The sequence below is a fragment of the Paenibacillus amylolyticus genome (assembly GCF_050990605.1).
GTDB classification, from domain to species: Bacteria; Bacillota; Bacilli; order Paenibacillales; family Paenibacillaceae; genus Paenibacillus; species Paenibacillus amylolyticus_H.
In genome coordinates this window covers 4809461-4835839 of sequence record NZ_CP158832.1, presented here as the reverse complement: position 1 = coordinate 4835839, position 26379 = coordinate 4809461, and the positions used below count along the sequence as shown (strand labels likewise).

30 protein-coding genes are annotated in these 26379 nt (G+C 44.3%); 28 read left to right on the top strand and 2 right to left on the bottom strand.

Going from position 1 to position 26379, the window contains the following annotated elements:
• Nucleotides 1-42 precede the first annotated feature (42 nt).
• The 10 genes from ABTV53_RS21295 to ABTV53_RS21250 all read left to right on the top strand — a co-directional run bounded on the left by ABTV53_RS21295 (nt 43) and on the right by ABTV53_RS21250 (nt 6995).
• Complete coding sequence (locus ABTV53_RS21295; RefSeq protein WP_433746195.1) at nt 43-597, top strand: methylated-DNA--[protein]-cysteine S-methyltransferase; 555 nt, start codon at nt 43-45, stop codon at nt 595-597.
• A gap of 219 nt (nt 598-816) precedes the next feature.
• The gene (locus tag ABTV53_RS21290) at nt 817-2043 is read left to right on the top strand and encodes an amidohydrolase (protein ID WP_433754305.1); all 1227 of its coding nucleotides are present in this window, start codon (nt 817-819) and stop codon (nt 2041-2043) included.
• 128 nt (nt 2044-2171) lie between these two features.
• Nucleotides 2172-2582 carry a GNAT family N-acetyltransferase gene (locus tag ABTV53_RS21285; RefSeq protein ID WP_433746193.1) on the top strand — a complete coding sequence of 137 codons (411 nt, stop codon included), beginning with the start codon at nt 2172-2174 and terminating at the stop codon, nt 2580-2582.
• A 33-nt stretch (nt 2583-2615) separates the two neighbouring features.
• Nucleotides 2616-3065, top strand: coding sequence for a GNAT family N-acetyltransferase (locus tag ABTV53_RS21280; RefSeq protein ID WP_433754303.1), 450 nt, complete (start codon nt 2616-2618; stop codon nt 3063-3065).
• 17 nt (nt 3066-3082) lie between these two features.
• Nucleotides 3083-3511, top strand: a complete 429-nt coding sequence (locus ABTV53_RS21275; RefSeq protein WP_433746190.1) for a GNAT family N-acetyltransferase — start codon at nt 3083-3085, stop codon at nt 3509-3511.
• 40 nt (nt 3512-3551) lie between these two features.
• Nucleotides 3552-4289, top strand: a complete 738-nt coding sequence (locus ABTV53_RS21270; protein WP_433746187.1) for a DUF1361 domain-containing protein — start codon at nt 3552-3554, stop codon at nt 4287-4289.
• The gene (locus ABTV53_RS21265; RefSeq protein WP_433746184.1) at nt 4286-4747 is read left to right on the top strand and encodes a DUF6896 domain-containing protein; all 462 of its coding nucleotides are present in this window, start codon (nt 4286-4288) and stop codon (nt 4745-4747) included. Before ABTV53_RS21270 ends, ABTV53_RS21265 begins: the two co-directional genes overlap by 4 nt.
• Before the next feature lie 38 nt (nt 4748-4785).
• Nucleotides 4786-5730 (top strand): GNAT family N-acetyltransferase, encoded by a 945-nt coding sequence (locus tag ABTV53_RS21260; protein WP_433746181.1) that lies wholly within the window; start codon nt 4786-4788, stop codon nt 5728-5730.
• Nucleotides 5727-6449, top strand: a complete 723-nt coding sequence (locus ABTV53_RS21255; protein ID WP_433746178.1) for a metallophosphoesterase family protein — start codon at nt 5727-5729, stop codon at nt 6447-6449. Before ABTV53_RS21260 ends, ABTV53_RS21255 begins: the two co-directional genes overlap by 4 nt.
• A 30-nt stretch (nt 6450-6479) precedes the next feature.
• Nucleotides 6480-6995, top strand: a complete 516-nt coding sequence (locus tag ABTV53_RS21250; RefSeq protein WP_433746175.1) for a DUF664 domain-containing protein — start codon at nt 6480-6482, stop codon at nt 6993-6995.
• A 137-nt stretch (nt 6996-7132) separates the two neighbouring features.
• Here the strand turns inward: ABTV53_RS21250 and ABTV53_RS21245 are convergent, their stop codons facing one another.
• Nucleotides 7133-8038 carry an ArsR/SmtB family transcription factor gene (locus ABTV53_RS21245; protein WP_433746172.1) on the bottom strand — a complete coding sequence of 302 codons (906 nt, stop codon included), beginning with the start codon at nt 8036-8038 and terminating at the stop codon, nt 7133-7135.
• 180 nt (nt 8039-8218) lie between these two features.
• Here ABTV53_RS21245 and ABTV53_RS21240 point away from each other — a divergent pair, with 180 nt between their 5' ends.
• The 11 genes from ABTV53_RS21240 (at nt 8219) to ABTV53_RS21190 (ending at nt 17273) form a co-directional block, all read left to right on the top strand.
• On the top strand, nt 8219-9709 hold the full coding sequence (locus tag ABTV53_RS21240; RefSeq protein WP_433746169.1) for a glycoside hydrolase family 43 protein: 1491 nt from the start codon (nt 8219-8221) through the stop codon (nt 9707-9709).
• 97 nt (nt 9710-9806) lie between these two features.
• Nucleotides 9807-10379, top strand: a complete 573-nt coding sequence (locus ABTV53_RS21235) for a hypothetical protein (RefSeq protein ID WP_433746166.1) — start codon at nt 9807-9809, stop codon at nt 10377-10379.
• Nucleotides 10380-10478: 99 nt separating this feature from the next.
• Complete coding sequence (locus ABTV53_RS21230; protein ID WP_433746163.1) at nt 10479-11024, top strand: GrpB family protein; 546 nt, start codon at nt 10479-10481, stop codon at nt 11022-11024.
• 41 nt (nt 11025-11065) lie between these two features.
• Nucleotides 11066-11488: a hypothetical protein gene (locus tag ABTV53_RS21225; RefSeq protein WP_433746160.1), complete on the top strand. Its 423-nt coding sequence runs from the start codon at nt 11066-11068 to the stop codon at nt 11486-11488.
• Between the two features lie 30 nt (nt 11489-11518).
• A complete protein-coding gene (locus tag ABTV53_RS21220; protein WP_433746157.1) occupies nt 11519-12040 on the top strand; it encodes a cysteine hydrolase family protein in 522 nt (173 codons plus the stop codon).
• Entirely contained in the window at nt 12040-12522 is a 483-nt protein-coding gene (locus ABTV53_RS21215; RefSeq protein WP_433746154.1) for a hypothetical protein, read from the top strand. Before ABTV53_RS21220 ends, ABTV53_RS21215 begins: the two co-directional genes overlap by 1 nt.
• 332 nt (nt 12523-12854) lie before the next feature.
• Nucleotides 12855-13334: a DinB family protein gene (locus ABTV53_RS21210; protein ID WP_433746151.1), complete on the top strand. Its 480-nt coding sequence runs from the start codon at nt 12855-12857 to the stop codon at nt 13332-13334.
• A 19-nt stretch (nt 13335-13353) separates the two neighbouring features.
• Nucleotides 13354-14253, top strand: a complete 900-nt coding sequence (locus ABTV53_RS21205; protein ID WP_433746148.1) for an aminoglycoside phosphotransferase family protein — start codon at nt 13354-13356, stop codon at nt 14251-14253.
• A 65-nt stretch (nt 14254-14318) separates the two neighbouring features.
• Nucleotides 14319-14666: a hypothetical protein gene (locus ABTV53_RS21200; RefSeq protein ID WP_433746145.1), complete on the top strand. Its 348-nt coding sequence runs from the start codon at nt 14319-14321 to the stop codon at nt 14664-14666.
• Nucleotides 14667-14904: 238 nt separating this feature from the next.
• Nucleotides 14905-15906, top strand: a complete 1002-nt coding sequence (locus ABTV53_RS21195) for an endo-1,4-beta-xylanase (RefSeq protein WP_433746142.1) — start codon at nt 14905-14907, stop codon at nt 15904-15906.
• 548 nt (nt 15907-16454) lie between these two features.
• Nucleotides 16455-17273 carry a purine-nucleoside phosphorylase gene (locus ABTV53_RS21190; protein ID WP_433746140.1) on the top strand — a complete coding sequence of 273 codons (819 nt, stop codon included), beginning with the start codon at nt 16455-16457 and terminating at the stop codon, nt 17271-17273.
• Between the two features lie 131 nt (nt 17274-17404).
• Here the strand turns inward: ABTV53_RS21190 and ABTV53_RS21185 are convergent, their stop codons facing one another.
• The gene (locus tag ABTV53_RS21185; protein WP_433746137.1) at nt 17405-18481 is read right to left on the bottom strand and encodes a LacI family DNA-binding transcriptional regulator; all 1077 of its coding nucleotides are present in this window, start codon (nt 18479-18481) and stop codon (nt 17405-17407) included.
• Nucleotides 18482-19030: 549 nt separating this feature from the next.
• Between ABTV53_RS21185 and ABTV53_RS21180 the strand changes: the two genes are divergently transcribed.
• The 7 genes from ABTV53_RS21180 to ABTV53_RS21150 all read left to right on the top strand — a co-directional run bounded on the left by ABTV53_RS21180 (nt 19031) and on the right by ABTV53_RS21150 (nt 26288).
• Nucleotides 19031-19891: an ABC transporter permease gene (locus ABTV53_RS21180; protein WP_223200008.1), complete on the top strand. Its 861-nt coding sequence runs from the start codon at nt 19031-19033 to the stop codon at nt 19889-19891.
• A 16-nt stretch (nt 19892-19907) separates the two neighbouring features.
• Nucleotides 19908-20789, top strand: a complete 882-nt coding sequence (locus ABTV53_RS21175) for a carbohydrate ABC transporter permease (RefSeq protein ID WP_433746134.1) — start codon at nt 19908-19910, stop codon at nt 20787-20789.
• A 55-nt stretch (nt 20790-20844) separates the two neighbouring features.
• On the top strand, nt 20845-22452 hold the full coding sequence (locus ABTV53_RS21170; protein ID WP_017686933.1) for an ABC transporter substrate-binding protein: 1608 nt from the start codon (nt 20845-20847) through the stop codon (nt 22450-22452).
• Nucleotides 22453-22477: 25 nt separating this feature from the next.
• The gene (locus ABTV53_RS21165; RefSeq protein WP_433746131.1) at nt 22478-23950 is read left to right on the top strand and encodes a glycoside hydrolase family 32 protein; all 1473 of its coding nucleotides are present in this window, start codon (nt 22478-22480) and stop codon (nt 23948-23950) included.
• 28 nt (nt 23951-23978) lie between these two features.
• Complete coding sequence (locus ABTV53_RS21160; RefSeq protein ID WP_433746128.1) at nt 23979-24878, top strand: ROK family protein; 900 nt, start codon at nt 23979-23981, stop codon at nt 24876-24878.
• A 242-nt stretch (nt 24879-25120) separates the two neighbouring features.
• Nucleotides 25121-25405 carry a hypothetical protein gene (locus tag ABTV53_RS21155; RefSeq protein ID WP_433746125.1) on the top strand — a complete coding sequence of 95 codons (285 nt, stop codon included), beginning with the start codon at nt 25121-25123 and terminating at the stop codon, nt 25403-25405.
• Nucleotides 25406-25460: 55 nt separating this feature from the next.
• Nucleotides 25461-26288: a sugar phosphate isomerase/epimerase family protein gene (locus ABTV53_RS21150; protein ID WP_433746122.1), complete on the top strand. Its 828-nt coding sequence runs from the start codon at nt 25461-25463 to the stop codon at nt 26286-26288.
• Nucleotides 26289-26379: the final 91 nt, after the last annotated feature.

Below are 26379 nucleotides of genomic sequence, written 5' to 3'. Positions count from 1 at the left end.
TCCTAACATGAAGCATTCCACCGGAGAGAGGACAATAAACGGATGAGAAAAAAGTTGATGTACACTACGATGCAGTTGGACGGTCGTCCATGGGTGCTGCTCGCTACGGAACAAGGATTGTGCCGAGTGGTCATGCCCAACGAAACACTGGAGGACTGGAACGGCTGGTTACAGAAAGTTGCACCTGGCGTGGAACTGGAAGAGAACGAACATGCGCTGAAACAAACAGGCATGATGGACTGGTTACAGTCCTATTTTGCAGGAGAACCCATGGCTTATACAGATGCGATCCCACTGGACTTGATCGGAACGAACTTCCAACAGGAGGTATGGAGAGAACTGGGCCGTGTCCCTTACGGTGAAATTCGGACCTATGGTGACGTTGCCGCTGCGATTGGAAGACCTTCGGCTGTGAGAGCGGTTGGGGCTGCAAATGGAGCCAATCCGATTCCGGTACTGTTACCATGCCACCGTATTATTGGGGCCAATCGCAAGCTGACCGGGTTCCGTGGAGGGTTGGAGATGAAGCGCAGACTGCTGGATATCGAACAGATTGAAGGCGTGACCGATGGAGGGCATGCGCGGTTTCATTTTTAATGGAAGAGGGACATAGAAGATTAAGGTGATATGGACAGGGCAGGCACTTCATTGTGTCTGTTTTTTTGCATGTATTAAGGTAGCATAATGCAAACGTTCCGCATATGGAACACCAACATTTTACGTATTTTTGCCCTGTGAAACCGTATGGTACCATGGATCATAGATCAATCGGTATCCGGGTGACGTAATGCCGGGTAAGAAAAGAGGGATGACATGATGAAGCAGGCTTATTGGTTAACAAACGTGACTTTGGAGCGGAGTTATATTCGGGAAGGGCAACAGGTGACGGGGACACGGACAAGCCCCGCTCATCTGCGGATTGAAGATGGAGTGATTGCGGCGATTGTGGAAGGAAACAACCCGCTTTCTAGTGATCTGCCACAAGTAGATGGCAAGGGACTTCTGCTGCTGCCTTCGTTCGAGGAGGCACATATCCATCTGGACAAAACGTACTACGATGGGCCGTGGACAGCGGTTAAACGGATCTCCAGTATTTTTGATCGCATTGAAGAAGAGAAGATACTGTTGCCCAAGCTGCTGCCAGATGCAAAGCGTCAAGCGGAGCGTATTCTGACCTTGATCCAGGGGTACGGCTCCACTCATGTACGTAGTCATTGCAATATCGAACCCGTCAGTGGCTTGAAAAGACTGGAAGCAACGCGGCAGGCTTTGGAATCATTTTCGGGCAAAATTTCTTCGGAAATCGTAGCTTTCCCGCAACATGGACTGCTTCGCTCCAATTCAGTGGAGCTTATGGGCCAAGCGATGAAAGAAGGTGCAACGCATGTGGGCGGACTTGATCCTCATACGGTGGACGAACATATTGAGAAATCACTGAATGCCATGGTTGAACTGGCTGTTCAGCACCAGGCGGGTATAGACATACATCTGCATGATAGCGGGCAGGCCGGTAAACAAACACTGCTCGAACTCGCTAATCTGACTGAAGCAGCAGGCCTTCAGGGCAAAGTTACGGTGAGCCATGCGTTCTGGTTCGCCCGCGCAGAGCAGCAGGAAGCAGAAGATATGGCGCAGCGAATGGCTTCGCTTGGCATGAGCATTGCTTCCACGGTGCCTATCGGCAGAACGATGATGCCTCTTCCCATGCTCCACCGTATGGGCGTGAATGTGAAGCTGGCGACAGACAGCCTGACGGATCATTGGTCACCTTTTGGCAATGGAGATCTGCTTGAGAAAGCGGGACGCTTCGCAGAATTATACGGATATAGCGATGAACTGTCCTTGTCTCAATCTCTGGCATTCGTAACAGGGGGGATCACACCGCTGGATTCACAAGGAGAACAAGTATGGCCGAAGGTGGGAGATACAGCGAGTTTTGTATTGGTGCATGCAAGTTGTTCGGCGGAAGCCATTGCGCGGCGATCAGCGCGGCAGGCCGTATGGTACAAGGGGCAATTGGTCAGCGGATCGACAGCGGATTGAGGAAAATAGAGCGGGTGCAGCCACGGGAAACCGTGGTTTTTTGGCATGGAAGAAAAAGAGGAAAGAACTGTTCGCAACTACCACATTTTGGGTTATGATGGACGTAGTTAATGAAGGGAGCAATACGGATGAAAATTGAATATGCAACGGAAGCTGACTACGACTATATCATTGATCGAGATCGGCATATCCATCATGCACTAGTGAAAACGAAGATTCGTGAAAAAGAAATATTCATCCTCTGGAACGAGGACGAGGGATCAAGAATTGGATGGATGAGGTACGGTTACTTTTGGGACAACCTTCCCTTCATGAATATGATCTGGATTGATGAACCCTATCGAAACGGCGGATATGGCAAAAAAGTCGTACATCACTGGGAAAGTCTAATGAAGCAACAAGGCTTCGATACCGTGATGACTTCAACGCAATCAGACGAACATGCCCAACACTTCTATCGAAAGCTGGGGTATGTTGACGCAGGGGCTCTGTTGCTGGATACACAATCCTTGGAGATTATATTGATCAAGAAAATCTAGTGAATAAACCTGCAAGGAGAGAAGATTGTGGATATGGAGCAAGTGACGCTACAACCTGTAACCAAAGAAAATGAACTCGAGTGCATTAACCTTAAACCGCGGGAAGATCAGCTCGATTTGGTCGCAAGCAATGCCGATTCATTGATTCATGCGACGAAGGAAATTACGTCCAAACCATATGGCATTTTTGCAGAGGGTCAGATGGTCGGTTTTATTTTATTTGATAACGAGATCTACAATGACGGATATTACTGGATTCTGCGCTTCATGATTGATGAGAAGTACCAGGGGATGGGCTACGGTAAACTTGCTATTCAAGAAGTGATTCGTATGTTGCAAGAGAGAAGTGACTGCCATCAAATCAGGGTATCCCATGTTCCGCATAACCTTGCGGCAAATGCGCTGTATAAACGTTGCGGATTTCAGGACACGGGTGAATTCGAGGACAACGGTGATTTCATTTTAAGTTATCAAGTGAGGTAACGGGGAGGCAAGCTCTGATGATTAGAGAGGCAGAGGCTAGGGATGCAGAGGTTATCGAGAGACTGTATAAAGAATTATTGCCGAACAACTTAAACACAAAGGTACTGGCAGAACGGATTGAAGAAGTTCGGAATAACCCGAACAGTTTCTTGTTCGTATATGAACTGGGTGATCAGGTGATCGGCACGGCTCATTTACATATTTGTTTGGATGCTTTGGTGGAAAATAGACCATTCGGCGTCGTTGAGCGGGTTATTATTACGGAACATGTGCAGAGCAAGGGATATGGTTCTGAATTGATGGAGTATGTGGAAGACATATGTGTACAGAAAAATTGTATGAAGGTGTTTCTTACCAGTGGATCATCCAGACATGAAGCACATCACTTTTATACGAAATTGGGGTACGACGGAGAATCCAGCAAGGCATTTAAAAAGTATTTATAACTTATAACATCATCAAGGAAAAGGAAGTAGAAGCAAAGAAATGAAAGATAACAAACATCCGGTGCAAGATCCCCGACTCATCGTTACCTTGCTTGTGGCTACTTGTTGTTGTTTAGGTGTTGTGATGTATTTACGAGCCCAAACAGAAACGAATATGTATCGCTTTTTAAGTTGGGATATGTTCCTGGCATGGGTGCCATTCATCATCTCATCCTGCATTAGATACATATTCAATAAGAAATCAACCACAACAAGCGTTATATGTATGGGGCTGATGTGTGCAGTTTGGCTCTTTTTTCTGCCCAATGCGGCCTACCTGTTTACAGAGATCCTGCACTCATTCAGATATTTTGATGCTCAAGGGGAGGTTAGATTTTGGGTTAATATTGATTTTTGGTATAGTCTTACCCTGACGTTTGCCGTAGCGATCATAGGATTGCTGCTCTCGACTTGTTCGATTATTCAAATCCAAGGCATGTTAAACAAATTAGTAAATAGGTACATTAGTATGATGGTTGTTGGCGTTATTTTGTTATTGAGCAGTATAGGGGTTTACATTGGCAGATTTAATCGGTGGAATTCGTGGGATGTATTATCCAGGCCCGGGAAGATTTTCGTGGATCTTGTGAATGATTTCAATGCAGTAAACAGCATAATGGTTGAGTTTGTCGTTATTGTATTTACGGTTCAACTTTTTGGCTATGTTATTCTAACTTTGCTAACCGCAAGGTCTGGCAGTTCATCTTCATTGGAAAGGGCAAAGGATCTGAAATTATGAAGGCGATAACGCAAGAAATTACGGAAGAATTGTTGGCTGTGATGGATATGTATCAAAGAATCGCGCGGCAATTGATCGACCAACTGATATTGGAAACCGATCAGCCAGATCGGACGGCAATTCTCGCAGGGGCATACGATATGCTGACCAACGCAGATGTAGTCCATGGAGGAGAAGAATTAACGGGCAACTGGTATTTTGATGTTCACGGCGAGCACTGTATGTTCAAGAATACAGAAACAGGCCAGACATTGGAGGTTGCTCTGGGTAGTCCAGCGGATGTTGGCAACATAGACCCCTACTTTTTTTACAATTTTATTAAAACAACTCCTGAGCTTGCACACCTGACTTCGAACTTTGATCATCCGTTCCAGGACATGTTGGATTTCTTCGAACATTTGGAGGCACAGCATGTGTTATTTCATGTTCATGGGGTGGAGTATAGAAAGCTTCTTTAGTTGCTGTGCATTTATTTGAAATTGAGGAGGAATGAAGTATGGGTTTAACGGAGTGGTCTACAGATATTCTTCAATACGATCTGTCGGATGAATATTCGATACGAAGAGCTGATTTTGCCGAATGGGGATTATATTGCACGGTTTATTATGATATGCGTTATGTCGGATTTTTCAGAGAGGAAGAGTTCAGTTCTTCCAAGATCAGTGCGTACTGGATTTACAAGGGGGAAAGCAAAATAGGTGGCGTAAGAATGGAGCCTAACCGGATGTATCATTTGTTTTTTATCCCGCCATTCCAGCAGTGCTTTGAGGTATTGAAGCTTCTGAAGCATACATTAATACAGTGGTCGGATCGCACCAAACGCATTCTGACCTTTGAGATTCTTCCGGACCAAGTCGATCTGTTCGCAAGAGCCGGGTTCTGGCCAGTGGAGTTCAGATGTCGCTGGATGCAGCGGCCTACAGATTATTTTGACATCGAATGGGATAGCAGGGTAACCGTGAAGAGTCCAGAGATTATCGAAAGCGAAACAGGCAATAGAAAATATGTGAATGAAGATGAAATTGCCAGATGTGACATGGAGAGTTTTGCAGGAAGTCTTGAAGCTACGCGAAGAAAACATACCACTCTCGCAGATTTTATACCTAGCGATGACCCTAATTATACGAATGAAATGCTGACCCATGCTTCAACGCTTGTATACGACAAGGAAACGGGACAGCTTATTGCCAATTGTCGCTTGTGCTTGCAGGATAATCAGGCTGCTGTATACAGTATCGGAGTGCTTCCCGCCTATAGAGGCAGAGGTCTGGCCACGCTAATGTTACAGAGAGCATTAAATGAACTTAAGGGTAAGTATCCTGTTCTGCGATTGTATGTGATGCAAGGGAATGATGCCGAGTCTGTGTATCTGAATCTGGGCTTTATTCCGGGTGTACAGGAGATTCAGACGATGTATATTCCTGAGGAGGAATCACAATGAAGGTAGCCATCTTAACCGATATTCATGGAAATGTTCCTGCACTTCAAGCGGTATTGGCTGATATGGATTCCAGAGGAGACATTGAGCATACATTTTGTTTGGGGGATATGATCGGCATTGGCCCTTACTCCAATGAAGTAATCGAGATGTTGTACAAACGTAAAAATATGATAGCGATTTCGGGGAATCACGAAGAGGCCGTATTGAGCTTGCTCCAAAATAAGGGTCCATTAGATGGGCACAAAGGCATGGCCGAGCATCATGAATGGATTGGTCAGCATTTGAGTGCAGAATCGATCAAGAGAATTCAGACTCTACCGAAATTTGTTGAAAAAGAGGTAGAAGGACATCGGTTCCTTTTGACCCACTATCATATGAGCAACGACAAGTTGGATGTCATCGACAAAGAACCATCAGGGACCAAATTAGACGCGAAGTATCAGGGGGCGGCCCATGATTTGGTTTGTTTTGGCCATCATCACATTCTTCATTATTATAAGACAGATCAACGAATCTATATGAATCCGGGAGCTTTAGGTTGTAATGATCTTGCTATTGCCAGATATGGCATCGTGGATCTCCAAGAGGGCAAAGTGGACGTGAAATTCATTGGCGTTCCATATGACAACAGGGAGTATCTGCAATCGTATGAACGGTTGAACGTTCCGGATCGGGCTTTTCTTTTGAAGGCATTCCATGGGAATCAGTTGACCTGTTGAAAGAGCGAAAGTAAAGGAGGTGGGATGTGTATGATTTACGATTTACAAGGTGAAGCCAATATGGAGCCTGTTGTTGGAATGTTATTTTCAGCAGTAACAGAGAATAGCCAGCGACTTAAATCGATTACTGAGGGGATGTCGCAAGAAGAGGTAGATTACAAAGGGCAACAGAACCAGTATAATAGTACGGCTCAATTAATACGACATATTACGTTTGTTGATATGAATTGGGTTTATAGAATAAAGGGATCTGTGCTTCCTCAGCCATTAATAGAGCAATATGGTCCCATGATCGATGAAAATCATAGACTCCCGCTGGTTCAAGGTATGTCACGTGACACACTTATGTCTCAATATGAGGGTGTAATAGCCCTCCTGCAAGAGACATGCATACATTTAGCGGATGGTGATCTAGATCGGCTAGTTACTTTTGGACATCAGAACGAAAAGCAAGCTACGATCCGTTGGGGATTATGGCACATGGCTGACCATAACCGTTATCATCAAGCTCATATAAATCAGCTAAGAAAGTGGTTCCAAATATAAGATGATTGCTAATACATAGACAAGTAAATCTTCTATTATAAAAGGAATCAAAAAAATCTGGGGATAACAGCGATCGGAAGGTTGTTCTGTCATCGGAGTGTGCAGTGTAAATATTCTTTAGTTCAATTTATATAGTGTCAAATCTGAAGTACACGAATAACAATATCCTGATCATGGTTACCAAAACCGGCACCATAGATCGTTAAACCGCCTACGTTAGGGCTTGTCTCGTCAACTGTGAAACGAAGCGTCCAGAACGGTTCGTCTAGTTTGACATCTTTCAGCGTAATGTCTGACATCCGCTCACCATCCATATACGTACCAGAGGCATCAATGCGGATGGTCTTCAATAAACCATACTGATTCACGTTGCGATGCCACCATTCCGGTGTATATTTGCCGCGTGCTGCTCTGCCGAAGTCGGCAGGGCTTGTCCACGTTCCAAGAGAAACACCATTGAAGGTGAAGCTAATATCCGAAGGCCAATGATCTCGCAATCCCGGAGCTTCAGACGCCAGTTCCATCGAAATTTCAATCGCATCGGTTGTCTGATCAGGAAGGACAAAATTTGGTGTTTTATATTCCACATAGCCCTTCCCAAACCACAGGATAGCGGCGTGTACACGCTCAGGATCAAGGAAGTAACGTGGATCATCCCATACGCCGATTTCTTTCTCAAGTGTGCCTAGCCCACAGGTAGGGTGAATATCAAAAGCAGTGTAGTGTCCCACGGCTATCGTCTGCTCTCTGGTTCGTGAAGTTTGGCTTGCGGATGGCAGCTCGATCTCAATCTGATTTTGCTTGAGGTAACATAATTTGTGCGTCCCTCCGTTGATCCGAACTCGTCTGCTGCCAATTAGACCCGCATCCTCCAGTTTGCGAATATGCATCGTGACAATGGAGGGGCTAAGCTCCAATGCTGCGGCAATATCTTTCACATTCATTTCGCGAACTGCAATCATATCCATGATTCTCCATCTGACTTCGCTTGCCAACGCCTCATATAAAGGAAGGAACCGGGGCTCTCCATTTGCTTTGATCATCTGTAAAACTCCCTACCCTCAATCTTCTAAAATCATATATATATTAATTTAATAAAATTAGCTCCAAGATGCAAACCATATTCATTGCAAGTTTATACCCGATGGTGTTTAATTTTTATAGTTGTTACAAAGTTGAATTCTTATATTTATGAATTTTATGATAAGAGATGGAGTGGAGTAATGAAATACAATAACCCTGTTGTAAAAGGTTTCTATCCAGACCCTAGTGTGATTAAGGTGCACGATACATACTATATGGTGTGCAGTTCTTTTCAATACTTTCCGGGCGTACCGCTCTTTGAGAGCAAGGATTTACTGAATTGGAAGCAGATTGGTCACTGCCTGACTCGTAAAAGCCAGATTCAGCTGGAGACGGTGAACAGTTCCGGCGGGGTATTTGCACCAACGATCAGGCATAATGACGGGCGTTTTTATATGGTCACAACCAATGATACGACGCATCAAAATTTCTATGTCTGGACGGATAATATCTACGGAGAATGGTCTGAGCCTATCTATGTGGATCAAGGTGGAATTGATCCCGATTTGTATTTTGAAGATGGAAAGACCTTGTTTATGAGTAACGGGGTGGATGATCAAGGCGTTGGAGGGATTGTCCAGTGTGAGATTGAGATTGAAACGGGCCGCAAACTTAGCCCAAGTCGGTCGATATGGAATGGGACAGGTGGAAGATATCTGGAAAGCCCGCATCTGTATAAAATGAACGGTTATTATTACCTGCTTGCAGCCGAAGGTGGCACCGAATATGGGCATATGGTTACGTACGCTCGGGGCACTTCTTCTTCAGGTCCATTTGAAGCTTATACGCACAATCCAGTTCTGACCAACCGCAATCTGGGCGGTTATGAGCTTCAGGGTGTGGGGCATGGTGATCTGGTTCAGGATGATCGGGGGAACTGGTGGCTCTTCCACCTGGGATTCCGACAGATTGGCAGATGGGCTACGTACCATCATCTGGGCCGAGAAGTATTTCTGACTCCGATTACGTTTGATGAAGACGGATGGTTTACAGCCGGGCATGAAGGCACAACGCTGACGAGTTTTGAGACTAATCGGTTCCCGGACACGGTGATCCAGCAGGACAAGAAGCATTATACGTTTGAAAATACAGACTGGAACCTCGACTGGTGTTACCTTCGTCATCCAAATACAGAGCATTATCAACTTGAATCAGATAAGCTTACGCTAACAGGAACCGATGTAACGCTGGACGTTCCGGCATCCCCAACGTTCATTGGGTTACGTCAAAAAGACTTTAATGCCGCAATTTCAGTCGATGTCGGTGTGACGAGTGGAGAAGCTGGAATCACGATCTACATGGATGAGAATCATCATTATGAAGTGGCTATTCGTGGGCAGCAGGATGGTTATAAGGTGATCGAGCGTCTAAATATCGGTGATGTCAAATCGATAGAACACGAAGTGGATCTGGGAAATAAACAGCATGCAACGCTGGTCATCCGCTCAAGCCAGGAACGCTACAGCTTCCTGTTTCAAGCAGATGGTGAAGAGATTCTGCTAGGCACGGCACAAACGAGATACCTTTCTTCGGAGGTGGCAGGAGGTTTTACAGGCGTATTTATTGGGTTATACGCGAGTGGGCAAGATGCTTCGGCTGAGTTTACCAATTTCAAATGTGAATATCATTAAGAAGTTAAGGGAAGGCCTAAGGGTCCTTCTCTTTTTTTTTATTTGTGTCAAAATATAGATCTATCAATAAATGTCAATAGAAGAGAGGTATGCAAACATGGAAGTACATTATAAAATGCCAGAATCTTTGGAAGGCATCGTTCAAATAGATAAGGAATTACGTAAACAACATGATGCGACCCTTCATGATTATATGGGGTTTTATATTAGTTTTAACAATGATGATGATCGATACTATTGTACGCCAGATGATGCCATCATATTTGGAAGAACAGGGGCAGATGGTGACCATTTTGCTTTTTTCACGTTTAACAGATCCATTAGTGATTTGGAAGAAGCTCCGGTTATCTTTATTCAACCTACGGCGTTTGGTAATCAAGTAACTTTAGTGGCCAGAAACTTTAAGGATTTTGTGGCATTATTTATTAATCTTAAGGAAGTATATGTGTTGGAAAGATTTCGATTTTATAAGAACAAATTAGATTTTATGAATGACTATAACGATAACTTTATGGAAGATATAAGCATGAGAGAGAGTGATCATAAATTAATTATTGAACTGTTGCAAGAGAATATTAAGGGCATAACAGAAATTGATGATGTATACGAATATATGATTGAATCCAGAAAACAAATAGATCTGGGAATAAACAATGATGATTTTGCATGATCTCTATACGGCATCTTTAAATAATCTACATGTAACAAAAGGTCGGAAGAACGTGTTATTTAATTATATAGCTTGATTGGATAACCAAGGAGGAGTTGTATGGAGGATCAATGGAGAATTGCAAAGTATGACCCGGCATGGCGTAATTTGTTTCTCGAAACGGGTTCGAAATTAAGGGAAGCGTTAGGAGAAAAGGCTCTGCGGATTGACCATGTTGGGTCCACTTCAATTGTTGGAATAGATGCCAAACCCATCATAGATATACAAATATCTGTTTCCCAGTATGAAAATTTGTTGGACTACAAACATGAGATCGAAACAGTGGGATTTGTATTCAGAGCAGAAAATCCAGATAAGACTAAACGTTACTTTCGTGAAGAACCCGGAAGCAGGAGGATACATATACACGTTAGACAGGCAGGCAGTTTCTCCGAACAGATGACCTTGCTGTTCAGAGACTATTTAAGGGAGCATCCAGAAGATGGTTTGAAATATGCAGAAGAAAAGCACAGACTCATGTCATTGTATAAAGATCAGCGTCCCAAATATGTTGAAGGAAAAGGGCCAATGGTGTGGAGCATATTACAGAGAGCACATCGTTGGTCTCAAGAGATCGGATGGCAGCCGGCAAAATCTGACGCATGAGCACATCCAATGAATAGAGATAACTGTATTGGAGTGATGAGATGAACATGGGAAGAAAGCTGATAACAACCGTTCTAACCATCATTTGTTTTACTTTGGCTGCAAGTATCATATCGATGAATGAATCGTACAGTTTTGATTTTTACATTGTTATTTATCTGGTATACGCGACTCCCCTGATCGTATTGATCGGGCTACCTTTATCAATATTGCTGGACTATCTGCTCAGCCGAATACAATTCCCTAATCATGTGTTGTATCTAAGTACGAGGATATTGAGTTATGCATGTGCTGGAGTTTTGGGCATGTTTATTTATTATCTGGTCATGGGCGCAGGAGAAGCAATCTTGGATTTCAAAGAGACGTTAGTTCTGACCTTATTTGGCGTTCTTGCCGCTATCCTATTTGTACTGATTGATATGGGATTGGAAGTTTTGTTAAAGGTACGAAGAAGAAAGAGTTAAATTATATTGATTCGTCAGGAGGAAAGTAAGATGAAAACGCATTGTGCACTTCTAATCATTGACGTACAGGTAGCGATGTTTGATGAAGCAGATCCCGTATATCAAGGGGAACGTTTGCTTCAGAAGATCCAGGTGTTAATTGCCAAGGCCCGTGAAGCAGGGCATTCCATCATATATATCCAGCACAGCGAAGGGGCAGGCAGTCCACTGGAACGAGGAACTCCGGGTTGGGCCATTCATCCGTCCATTGCACCTATAGCTGGTGACCTCTTTATCGAAAAAGAGACACCGGATTCATTTCACGAAACCGATCTGCATCTGAAATTGCAAGAAAATGGCGTAACGGAGTTGATCCTCACGGGTGTGCAGACCGAAGTATGTATAGACACGACTTGCCGCAGAGCGTACAGTTTGGGTTACACGGTCAATCTGGTTCAAGATGCGCACAGCACATGGCATTCAAAGACGCTTCAAGCGGAGCAGATTATTGAACATCACAATACGGTACTGATATTGTTTGCCAACGTGGTGGATACGGAGAATGTGTTGTAATGCCAGAAAAACGTAGACGACTCTGGCTTATTATAGGTGCGGCAATCATTTTTCTATATTTTCTATTCACGAGTAACCCTGATCCGAATAAGCCGATTTCGAGAAATCAAGTGATAAGCACAGAGATGAACATAGTCGTGTACACCAGGACAGGCGACGGTGGATCACACACTAGGATTGACAATGTTACGTTAAGTAAAGAAGACATTAGCCGTATAGTTGGCTGGTTGAATGCAGCCCCGGAATCGGCCAAAATACCAGTAGATGATGTCACAGGAAGCATTAGTGCAGGAATTGCTTTGAGATTAAAGCATAACGCTGAAATTACAATTCAATACAATCGGAAACAGATTATTGTATCCAAAAACAGCAGATTTAATAGAAGTTCGAAATATATACTTGTTCAAAAGGACTTAAGAGACTTTTTGGATCAAAAGTTGGAGGGGACGTACTTTGGTAAAGATCCCGTTACAGATGAATGAGGAGTAGATGTATTGAACATCCATAAAAGAATACTTAATCTCTCTGCCTGGTTCGCTGTGTTAGCTATTATTATCCCAGGAAGAGCATATACGGAAGGAACGCCTCGAACAGAATACGGGTTCCCATTCAGGTTCTTCACGGATTATCACCATGCGAAGCCAGACGATACGATATGGTATGTGTTTACAGTAAACATCAATATTCTTGAATACTTGTTGAATGTGCTAATTATTTATAACGTCATCCTTTATATTAAAAAAAGAGTAGATCGTTCAAAGAAGTAGACTGATCCTATCGTTTTGAAAGCACCAATGAAAAGGGGAATATACCAATGGAAACTTTCTTTCGTTACAACTGGATCGTGCGTGAGCAATGGTATGTGTGGTGTGAGGATGTACCGCTTGAAGAATTGCTTCGGCCTCGCACGGGCGGAGTAGGCAACATATTACAAACGTTATTTCATATCATTGATGTAGAGTGGAGCTGGCTTCAGTTACTTCAGGGCAAACCGGATGATGCAGAAGATTTTGCAAACTACCAGAATCTTGAGGCGGTAAGGCGACTCGATCGCAAGTTACGACCTGATGTGGAGGCATTTGTTACAGCATGGGACTCGAGTATGGAAAAAAGAGCTTATATTGATCATCGCTCAGCTGGCAGGGCCAGTACAGATTCATGGGGAGAAGTTATGCGACATGTGATCGCCCATGAGATTCACCATATGGGACAGCTGTCGGTATGGGCCAGAGAATTGGGCAAGCAGCCGGTATCCGCCAATGTCATTGGTAAAGGCCTAATTATACCTGACTAACAGGAGAGGCGGTCATAACATGGAAGAAGGGGAAATGATGACAATTCAACAACTTAGCCAGATGAATTGGAAAGAACTGGATGAACGTATCCGGCAGGGGATGGAACAGGAGGTTCAGATCATTCCCTTGCCACCTGGACTGGAAGCGAGTGTGATGAGAATCGAAATGGATGATCAGCGGTACGTATTGAAAGTCTGGGACAAGGATTCTAAACCGGATATCGCCAAACAATATCGATTATTGTCCAAGCTTTATCAAAGTGGAATTCGTGTTTCCAAACCCTACGGTTGGGGATTGGACGACCAACAGAATCAAGTGTTGTTAACGAGTTATGATGGAGCCCCAGTAACCCAATTAACACAAACCAAACTGACACATTTGGCTGAGCGATTAATGGAGGTCCATCGTTATCCGGTGAATGAAGTGAGTACTGGAGAAGATGAGGAATACATATTCAGGTACGATTTTGTTCAATACTTTTTTCCTCAAATTGAATTACATGACGATATAAATGATCTTCTGGCAAACTTGATCCAGCAGGTCCAGATCAGACAGGACCATTTGATTCATGGTGATTATAATCTGGGAAACATTCTTGAGATGGACAACCATTACACCATCATCGATTGGACTAATGGGCAGTACGGTGATCCAAGGTACGATATGGCATGGTCTGTGTTTCTGATCACCATCTATAATGGGGAAAGTTACGGCGACATGTATCGCGCTAAGTTTGCACGTTCTGCAAGTTATACGTACACGCTGGAAGAGGAGCAGGTTTTTGAAGCTGTAGCTTGCCTGCGCTGGATTCTGTTAAGGCGCGTTGGGGATGTACCCATGGGGACAGATGTAATGGAAAGGGTTCACAGCATGGCTGTCCATAATCCATATTTGAATGAACACCTGCTGCTTAAATAAAATAAACAGCCAGTCCTAAACTAGCGATCCTCGCATACCTATGATAGTAGAGGAGCGTGATCGATATGGAGCAGAAAGTACAAACGTACTTTGACCTGAAGCAGCAGCAAAAAGATATTGAGCAGCAGTTGTCTGTACTACGAGATGAGATTGTCGCGTATTGTGCAGAACAAGGGGTCTATGAGACGCAGTTTGGTGGTTACACCGTGAAAACAGTGCTGCAGAATCGGAAGGAATACGATGATCAGAAGCTGTATGCTTCTCTTCCAGACCCGGACATCTGGCGATTGTTATCCAAGGTAGACAGCCATAAGCTGAAAAGCCTGATTAAGTTGAACATTCTGTCCGAGGAGCAAATTAATCCGGCATGCACAGTGAAACAGGTGACCTTGTTACAGGTAGACAAGCTGTAACGTTTCATTTCCTCTTTGTCATGAGTTGAATTTAACTGAACATCACAATCACAAAACACCTTCCGAGAAATGTTCTGTTACGATGAGCAGTGGAACAAACGTGGAGGTGTTTTTGTTGTGCGAACAGGGCCCAGGATCATAAATAGTTAAATATGAGGGGGAAGAAGTATAATTTGTTCATTGTAAGCGCATTCAACAAACGATATGATGGATTAAAAATGGCAGGGAGGAATTGTAAATGCCAACCGAAATTCCATCACTACATGCTACGTACGCTAATACGTTCAAAATAGGTGCTGCTGTACATACCAGAATGTTGCAGTCCGAAGGGGATTTCATCGCCAAACACTTCAATAGTATCACGGCTGAAAATCAGATGAAATTCGAAGAAATTCACCCGGAAGAGGATCGTTATGTGTTCGATGCGGCAGATAAAATTGTTGATTTTGCTGTTGCTCAAGCTATTGGGGTTCGCGGACATACCCTTGTCTGGCACAATCAGACATCGAAATGGGTCTTTGAGGATAGCTCCGGTGCTCCTGCTTCCAGAGAATTGTTATTATCTCGATTGAAGCAGCATATTGATACAGTCGTAGGTCGATATAAAGGGCAAATATATGCATGGGATGTCGTCAATGAAGCGATTGAAGATAAGACCGACCTAATCATGCGGGACACGAAGTGGCTACAGCTAGTGGGAGAAGACTATTTGCTGCAAGCATTCAGCATGGCTCATGAAGCAGATCCCAATGCCCTTCTTTTCTATAATGACTACAATGAGACGGATCCGGTCAAACGGGAAAAAATATACAATCTGGTTCGGTCTTTGCTGGACAAGGGAGCACCTGTACATGGAATAGGCATGCAGGGACATTGGAATATTCATGGTCCTTCGATTGAGGAGATCCGAATGGCTATTGAGCGTTATGCTTCACTCGATGTACAGTTGCATGTTACAGAGCTCGATATGTCTGTGTTCCGTTATGAGGATCGTCGAACCGATCTTACTGCACCCACGCCGGAAATGGCCGAGTTGCAGGAACGTCGTTATGAAGAAATCTTCAATTTGTTCCGTGAGTACAAATCATCCATTACCTCTGTAACTTTCTGGGGAGTAGCGGACAATTATACCTGGCTGGACCATTTCCCGGTACGTGGACGCAAAAATTGGCCTTTTGTTTTTGATCAGCAGTTGCAGCCAAAGGAATCATTTTGGCGTATCATTAACCCTGTGTCTTGAACATCGGGTAAGTGGAGAGAATCGGTCACGGTGTGGCCGATTTTTTGCTGTACTCAATATAGATTATACAGTACGGCAATCTCGTGAATGACAGAGGCGTTGATTGGTCTGGATGATAAAAATATGGTATTAAAAGGAATTTCGTGATAAGGTTGAAGAAATGGTGAACCAAATTCTTTCCTGAAATGAGATGAGAAGATGGATTGCATCCGAAACTATTTAATTACTTTTGCCGGAAATTTTATATTTAGTTATTATATTTTTGAAGAGGGTACTTTTGCCCAACCGCTGATGTTTGCTACATTCATGCTGTTACTGATCATGCTGATCGATTACGTGAAAAGTAGAAACAAATATACATTGGAATAGGGTATGTCCATGTTTTTAAATTTAAACGATTCTGGAGCATAGGGTCGTTTTTTTATTGTATATAGAACAGCTTCCATTTACATCAAGACCATTGTTCATTACACTTGATGAGTAGCACCTCATTAACTCCGTTTTCGAGTTTTCATTAACTCAATTCATATCATCAGGAGGATATCATTATGCATCAATCCGCACATATTCAGGAAGCAAGAGATTACATATTAAACCAAATTCATACCAAGCCTGCCGTAGGCATGATCCTGGGTTCGGGATTGGGAGCGCTCGCAGACGAGATTGAAAATGCGACCGTTATCCCGTATACAGATATTCCGTATTTCGCCCAATCGGAGGCTATCGGTCATGCCAATGAATTGGTTATTGGTGAACTGATGGGCAAAACGGTTGTAGCGATGAAAGGCCGCCTTCATTATTATGAAGGTTTTACATTGGACGAAGTGACGTTCCCGGTTCGCATTATGAAAGCGTTGGGTGTTGAACAATTGCTTATCACCAATGCCTGCGGAGCAATCAACACAAGTTTTGAGCCGGGACAACTGATGCTCATTACAGATCATATTAACCTGGTAGGCAATAACCCGTTGATGGGACCGAATAATGCTGAACTGGGTGTGCGTTTCCCGGACGTATCACAGGTATACAATCGGGAACTGCGCAGCATTGCGCTTAAGGTTGCAGAAGAGCAGAATGTAGGTCTACAGCAAGGTGTCTATGCATGGTGGAGTGGCCCGGCATATGAGACACCAGCCGAGATACGCATGATTCGTACGATGGGTGCGGATGCAGTGGGTATGTCCACGGTACCTGAAGCCATTGTTGCCATCCATGGCGGCATGAAGGTATTAGGCATTTCCTGTCTGACCAACATGGCATGTGGTATTCTGGATCAGCCGTTAAGTCATGATGAAGTCATTGAAGTGGCTGCACAAGTGAAAACAACCTTTATCGGGCTGGTAAAAGGTATCTTGAAAGAGATCTAATTGCGAGAGGATTCCTATTCTAGGCCGCGATGGACAGGATTGAGTTTCCATACAATCAAGTTGAAACCTAATTGAAATCACAAAAAACCGTATGTCTCACGAGTTGTTACTCGTGAGACATACGGTTTTTTTTATTTTGCAGAAGAATGAACCATCTGAGAATGATCGGCCATGATTGCTGGCGTGGACTCCCTGATGATGGGTTTGGTCACAATGTGCGATACCTGATAAGGTTGTGTGGGGCTATTAATCCGGGATAACAGCGTCTCCGCAGCCTTAATGCCCATCTCATTGCTATAAATGTGAACTGTCGTTAATGCTGGCTCAATAATTCGAGATTGGGGTGCATTATCGAATCCGCATATCGCAATATCCTGTGGCACAGCGATATTTCTGTCTTTTAACGCCCTGATCAGATCGACAGCTATAAAGTCATTAGCGCATACGTAAGCGGAAGGTAGTGATGCCAGCTCTGCCACTCGCTGGTTCAACCATCCTGGCTTGGAGAAACACAGGCGATCATTATCCAGGATACAATGGGACAGGTCAACTTCCAACCCCGCCTCCAGCATAGCACGGTGATATCCAACCCAGCGTTCATTAAAACTCTTGCAGTGATTGTAATCTCCGACGAATCCAATACTTGTGTAGCCGCTCTCAATTAATCTTTTGGTTATTTGATAGATGCTATGTTCATTCTCCATAAGGAGCAGATCTGCTTGGAAATCGGGATAACATATGTTGGCAGCGCAATCAATAAAGATCGTAGGAATGCCGAGATTGGTAATCAGCTTTGTATATTCCAGATCAAATAATTCAATGCAAATAATGCCGTCTACCTTGGCTATATCAAAATTGTTGGGAAGTGTAAGTGTATCTTGATCGTCTTCACGCACGATATGAATCGAGAGATTGTATCCCTCCGCACTGATTCTTCTCTCCAAACCACTGATTAACAACGAACCAAAGTGAGATGTATTCGGCAGGTTTTCAGTTAACAGGGCGATATTGCCCGGGGCCTTGGTTAGAACATGCTCATTGTCCATATAGGCGAACTGTTTATATTTAAGTTCAATTGCTTTTTTAATTACACGGTTTCTAGTCTCATCCGGGATGTTTCCACTATCGTTTAATGCTTTGGAAGCCGTATTCCTGGAGATCCCCAAAGCATCAGCGATGTCTTGTATCGTGACTTTTTCCTTTGCCATCTAATGCTTCACCTCTAATCATCAATAGTCATCCATATTCTTCTCTAAGTCAAATGTATAATAGAACGGGACAAATAGCAATCTCTGTTTTACAAATGCACAATTGTATTTACATTTAGATAGGCGAATTCTATTTTTATCATTGTTCCAGAAGTTTCGTTAACTCGTGTAACAACGATGACCTATTACAGTAATGATATAGAAATATCTATGTGAATATTAACGATTCAGTGCTGTATATAAGCAATTTAATGCAATTTAATCCTCTTTAGTTACATTTATGCAAAGATAAAATGATCAAATGCACAAATATTTTTTTACAAAACGTATTGACTAAATCCGTTGAAACCTGATAAATTGTAAATTAATAAATAGGCAATTGTAAATATTGAAAGCCCTTACTGAAAACAATTGTCAACTTCTAGAATGAACGGGGGTATCGTGTTGGATAACATAGCCGACAGCAAAAAGGGCGAGGGAAGGGTACTGAAAGTGAGGACGACGAGTGGTCATAGGTTGCAGCAGCTCAAAAAAAATTACTTTTTATATATGTTGCTTGCACCAGCCTTAATTTTGACTCTGATCTTCAAGTACATTCCGATGTACGGAGCCATCATTGCGTTTAAGGATTTCAGTCCGATCAAAGGCATCATGGGTAGTGATTGGGTAGGACTGAAGCATTTTGAGAAATTTATAGCTTCACCCAATTTCGATATCATTTTAATGAATACGCTTAAACTCAGCTTTTTGGGATTGATATTCAGTTTCCCGGTGCCCATTTTACTGGCACTCATGCTGAATCAGGTACGCAAAGCTGGCATCAAGAAAAATATTCAATTGTTTCTGTACGCACCCAATTTCATCTCGGTTGTTGTGGTTGTGGGTATGCTGTTCATCTTCCTCTCACCGACAGGGCCAATTAATCAATTAGCCACATGGATTACAGGTCAGCCAATCATGTTCATGTCTGAACCGGAATATTTCCGCTGGATCTACATTTTGTCCGATATCTGGACCGGAGCCGGCTGGGCTTCCATCATATACGTTGCGGCTTTGGCCAATGTTGATCCGGAGCTTCACAATGCGGCTAATCTGGATGGAGCCAATCTCCTTCAGCGTATTCGCCACATTGACCTTCCAACAATTCGTCCGATTATGGCCATCGTTTTTATCCTTGCAGCTGGCGGGATTATGTCCATTGGATTTGAGAAGGCCTATCTGATGCAGACGTCCATGAACCTGCCGTCCTCCGAGATTATTGCCACGTATGTCTACAAGGTGGGTCTACAGTCTGGAGATTACGCTTATTCTGCGGCAGTTGGATTGTTCAACTCGGTTATCAATGTGATTTTGCTGGTGACGGTGAATCTGATTGTGAAGAAATTGAATGAAGGCGAAGGCCTCTATTAGGAAAGGAGTATTATCCATGGTTGTTAAACACACGGGAATGGATCGATTGATCCTCACACTCAATGCCATCTTTCTCACCTGTGCTGTACTGGTTGTGGTTGTTCCCCTGATTTATATTGTTATCGCCTCATTCATGGACCCCACGGTGTTACTGAATCGTGGACTGTCCTTTAATGTATCGGACTGGAGTTTGGACGGATATCAGATGATTTTGTCCAATCCAGCCATGATTCGGGGGTTTGCTAATGCGGTATTGTACTCGGTTTCCTTTGCACTGATCACCGTGACCGTATCCATATTTGCAGGTTATGCATTGTCGGATGATAGGCTCGCGGGACGTGGATTTTTCATGATTATCTTTATCATTACCATGTTCTTCGGCGGGGGATTAATCCCTACTTATCTACTCATACGTAATCTCGGCATGCTGGATACGGTGTGGGCGATCATTATCCCTGGAGCCGTTAACGTCTGGAACATCATTCTCTCCAGAACCTTTTTCAAAGGAGTCCCTCGAGAACTGAAAGAAGCTGCAAACGTGGATGGCGCCTCTGAGATGAAGATTTTCTTCCAGATCGTCATTCCGTTGTCGAAACCGATCATTTTTGTACTCTCCCTCTATGCGTTCGTTGGGCAATGGAATTCCTATTTTGATGCAATGATCTATCTGGATAATCCGAAACTGCATCCGTTACAGCTCGTTCTGCGTTCCATTTTGATTCAGAATCAGGCTGCACCTGGCATGATCAGTGATCAGCTTGCGATGGCAGAACTGAAACGGCTCTCCGAGATGATTAAATACTCAGCGATTGTCATTTCGAGTCTGCCACTCATCATCATGTACCCGTTCTTCCAGAAGTATTTCGAAAAAGGTGTCATGGTCGGTTCCCTCAAATAGTGAACAGCCTGCGATACAGTAAGTTGATCCAATCCAACTCATGGAGGTCATTATTATGAAAAAAGTGAACAAGTCCAGAAAAGCCGTTACAACGGCATCCATTTCCATGTTATCTGCAATGCTCTTTCTAACCGCCTGTGGCGGGGGTGGAGGCGGCGCGGCTAGTGAGGCGCAATCACCTGATGGCAAGGTGACATTGAATTTTATAACACAGAGCTCTCCGCTGGCTCCCGCTGATCCGAACGACAAGTTGATTAACAAGCGACTCGAAGAGAAAACCAATGTGCATATCAACTGGAAGAACTATACGAGTGATGTGTTTGCAGAAAAAAGAAATCTGGCGGTGGCCAGCGGTGATTTGCCGGATGCCATTTTTGATGCAGGTTACGGGGATTATGATCTCCTGAAACTGGCGAAGGACGGGGCGATCATTCCACTTGAGGACATGATTGAACAACACATGCCCAATCTGAAAAAGGTGCTGGAGGAAGCTCCCGAATACAAGAGCATGATCACGGCTCCAGACGGACATATCTATTCATTCCCATGGATTGAAGAACTCGGAAGTGGCAAACAACGGATTCAGGCAGTGGATAACTTGCCCTGGATTAATGTGGAATGGCTGAACAAGCTTGGACTGAAGATGCCAACGACAACCGAAGAACTGAAAGAAGTATTGATCGCGTTCAAAACCCAAGATCCTAACGGCAACGGTAAGGCAGACGAAATTCCGTTATCCTTCATTAACAAACCGGGCGGAGAAGATCTAACATTCCTCTTTGCGGCATTTGGACTCGGAGAGAACTGGGATCATACCGTGGTAACCAATGATGGGAAAGTGGTCTTCACGGCAGCTGATGAAGGCTACAAGGAAGCGGTTAAATACATTCATGAGCTGGTTCAGGAAGGTCTCGTCGATGTTGAGTCGTATCAGCAGGATTGGAACACGTATCTTGCGAAAGGCAAGGACAACAAGTACGGCATGTACTTCACTTGGGATAAGGCTAACATTACAGGCATGAATGATACGTATGATGTTCTGCCTCCGGTTGCTGGACCTAACGGCGAAGTTAATGTCACAAGAACAAACGGGATTGGGCTTGATCGTGGTCGCATGGTCATCACCAGCAGCAATAAAAACCTGGAATCCACAGCGAAGTGGGTAGACCAATTGTACGATCCGCTCCAATCCGTACAGAACAACTGGGGTACCTATGGAGATGAGAGTCAGCAAAATATTTTTGAATTCGATGAAGCCAAAGGGATGCTGAAGCATCTTCCGCTGGAAGGATCTGCACCTGTGGAACTTAGACAAAAAACCAGTATCGCAGGACCATTGGCCATTCTCGACAGTTATTATGACAAATACACAACCAAACCGGAAGATGCGGCTTGGCGGATGGAACTTCTCGACAAGGTTATGGTTCCGCATATGAAAGCGGAGAACGTATATCCAAGTGTGTTCTTCTCCATTGATGAACTGGATCGATTGTCCACGATTGAGACCGATCTCTTCGCCTACGTGTTACGTCTGCGTACAGAATGGTATCAGAACGGGAAAATAGATCAGGAATGGGATGCTTACTTGAAAGAGTTGGATCGCCTTGGATTGCAAGAATGGCTACAGATTAAACAAGCGGGATATGACCGTAATAACAAATAAAGAAAAGTACGGAGGAGAAACCATAATGTCGACAATTCTTAAACAAGATTACAGAAATGAATACCATTTTTCACCGAAAGAGAAGTGGATGAACGACCCAAACGGCATGGTGTTTTTCAATGGGGAGTATCACTTGTTCTACCAGTACCATCCGTTTGGTACGACATGGGGACCGATGCATTGGGGTCACGCGGTAACCCGAGATCTCGTCACTTGGGAGGAACTTCCTGTAGCTCTGGCACCGGATGAACATGGCATGATTTTCTCCGGCAGTGCGGTGGTAGACTGGAACAATACTTCCGGATTTTTCGAAGATGAGCCGGGGTTGGTAGCTATTTTTACACATCATCTGGAAGTACCAAATGAGCATCCTGTTCAGCGTCAGAGTCTGGCGTATAGCAAAGACAACGGCAGAACCTGGGCTAAATACGAGGGTAATCCGGTATTAAAGCATGAGTCCTTTGTAGATTTCCGTGATCCCAAAGTGTTCTGGCATGAGCAGACCAAGGAATGGATTATGATTATCGCTTGTGGTCAAACGGTATGTCTGTACCGATCTCCCAATCTGAAGGATTGGACGCTAGGAAGTGAATTTGGCGAAGGGATCGGTTCACACGATGGCGTGTGGGAATGCCCGGACCTGTTCCCGCTTGCAGTGGATGGAGATTCAGAGCAGGTGAAATGGGTGATGCTCGTTAGCATCGGTGCAGATCCTGCTTTTAAAGAAGGATCCAGAACACAATATTTTACCGGAGATTTTGATGGAAGTACATTTGTCCCAGATGAGGCATCCCATACGGTTCGCTGGATTGATCATGGCCGGGATAACTATGCGGGAGTTAGTTGGTCAGACATTCCGGCTGAAGACGGCAGACGCCTGTTTATGGGGTGGATGAGCAACTGGATGTATGCCAACCAGACGCCAACCAATGATTATCGTGGAGCAATGACCATTGCACGGGAGCTGTCACTGGAGACAAGAGCCGGAGAAGTAATACTGATTCAACGTCCTGCGCGTGAGCTCAAGCAAGCCCGTACGCCATTATTGTCCCTACAGGATACTTCGATTCAGCAAGTGAGTGAGCAGTTGAACGCTTTGCAAATAGTGAACTATGAGATCCATGCAGAGTGGACTCCAAATCAGTCGTTCCATTTTGCCTTAAGAAGCGGAGCTGACAACGAAACACTCGTTGGCGTAGACGCCAACCGAGGGGAAGTGTATATCGATCGTAGTGGATCGGGTATCGGCGATTTTCATGAACATTTCCTGAGCCGTCATACAGCTGAGTTAAAGGCACCGAGTGCGAATCAAAGTTTGCGTATCTTTGTAGATCATTCATCTGTGGAGGTATTTGCAAATGATGGTCAGGCGGTTATTACGGATCTGATCTATCCGGATGTGGATTCCAAGAGCATCTCTGCTCATGCCGAAAATACTGATCTGGTCTTCTCTTCACTTCATATCTATGAGATATCACCAACCAAGGCTAAAGGTTAATTGTAATGAAGGAAAGGAGCCCAGAACAATGCGTATTGGAGCCATAGAAGCGGGCGGAACAAAGTTTGTATGTGGTGTAGGTAATGAGCATGGACAGATTGAAGATCGGATCAGCTTTCCAACAGAACATCCGGAGACCACTCTTGCCAAGGTGATCGACTATTTCAGGGATAAAGATGTGGAAGCCCTGGGGATCGGCTCTTTTGGTCCGATTGATCTGCAACCGGATAGTTCCACCTACGGTTATATTACGACGACACCTAAGCCTGGGTGGGGAAACTGTAATGTGGTTGGAACCTTGAAGCATGAATTTCCAGTTCCTTTTGGATGGGATACGGATGTGAATGCTGCCGCGCTTGGTGAAGTGACGTGGGGAGCGGCGCAAGGGCTGGATAACTGTGTATATTACACGATTGGCACAGGAGTTGGTGTCGGACTTGTGGCAGGGGGCAAAAGAGTACACGGATTGTTACATCCCGAGGGTGGACATATTCGCACAAGACGCCATCCAGAAGATCACTTTGCCGGATTATGCCCATATCATGGCGATTGTCTGGAGGGTATGGCTGCAGGACCAGCCATTGAAGCTCGCTGGCAGATCCCTGGCAGTGAACTGCCGGCAGATCATCCGGCGTGGGAGATTGAGTCCTTTTACATTGCGGAGTCGATTACAACGGCCATCTTGCTTCATTCACCGCAGAAGATCATCTTGGGCGGTGGTGTGATGCAGCAAGATCATCTGTTTCCTATGATCCGGGAGCAGGTAGTGCGGAATCTCAATGGTTATGTGAATGCAGCCCCAATCACACAACATATCGACCAATATATTGTGCAGCCCGGATTGGGCCAGCATGCAGGCTTGTGTGGTGCGCTCGCATTGGGTCTGGAAGCATTGCAACATGCGGCACAAGTTTCACATGCTTCATAGTTTTCTGAAATAATGTATATCCCAGAAGGGATGGCTGTGGGTTCGCTTATTTGTATAAGCAAGACTGCACCGTCCTTTTTGGGCTTTTTTTATTTTATGCGGAGTTTAATATGTTTGAAAAAATAATGCGTTCTAAAATCCGATGTTGCTCAAGTGGGCTGCCAAAGGTATGATTTTTAGTGTTCTATAGTGCGATAAGACATTCAAATCTAACGTGTCTCGAATGGAAAGGAATTTAACAAATGAGCCCAATAACAATGCGTCAAGCTGTACAGGCAGACCAAGAACAACTCGCTGATTTGCGTGCGTTAGTACTATACGATGATCTAACCAGGCTGGGAAGGTACGATGATGTGAAGGTGCGTGAACGTTTCCGCAATACATTCGACCCTGCGCAGACACAGATTATTGAACTTGAAGGATCAATGGTGGGTTGTGTAGCATTGAAGCCTAAGTCTGAGGCATTAACGTGTTGCAGCTCTTTTTTGATGCTTTCTTTATCGGAGAGTACTGCTATTATAAAATGATAAAGAATACGATAAACAAGCTGCAATTTCAGACGAGTCACGGGAGGAGATTGGCATGATTAGAGGGTTAACGAATGCGGGACTGGGCAACATCGAGTCTGATGAACAATATATCACTGGTGCGGCCAAGCATGGATTCGGATCTGTAGATTTGAATCCGCTCTCATTGATTGAAACGTATGGCAAGGAACAGGCACAATATCTGCTGGAAAGCAATCAGGTGATCATCGGTTCATCGGGTCTGACGGTAGAGTGGCGGACGACAGATGAACAATTTCGTGAGGGATTGCAATCGTTGGTCGTTATGGCAGAAGCTTCTGCTTCGCTGGACTGTTACAGCTGTTGTACGTATATCTTGCCCTCGACGGATCAACCAGCAGCGCAATTTATGGCAGCTGCTACAAAACGCTTGAGACTCTGCGCAGACATCTTGGACGCTTACGGGATTAAGTTGGGGCTGGAGTTTGTGGGATGCCACCATTTGCGGACGCAATGGAAGAATCCGTTTATCTGGCGTGTGGAAGACACGCTGGACTGGATCGAGACGATCCATGCGCCTAATGTTGGTCTGCTCGTAGATTCCTATCACTGGCATACGAATGGTTTACCGATGGAAGATCTGTTGAAGCTGAAGAAAGAGCAGGTTGTTCATGTGCATATCAATGATGCCTATGATTTGCCGATTGAAGAGTTAAAGGATGGCGAGCGCTTGTATCCCGGCGAAGGAGCCATAGATCTGGGTGGATTTCTGAGAAATCTGCAGGCGATTGGTTACAACGGTGTGGTGGCTCAGGAGGTGCTGGCACCAGCATCGAATCTTAGTACGAATGAACTATTCGCCAAGTCAAAGGCTGGGTTCGATCAGGTGTTTGCCACAGTGTAATGTATGAGAAAATATATCATGACGGCAAGGGCCCCTACATCATGTACGGGCTCTTTTGTTGTTTTAACAATATGAATGTGCTGGTCATGAA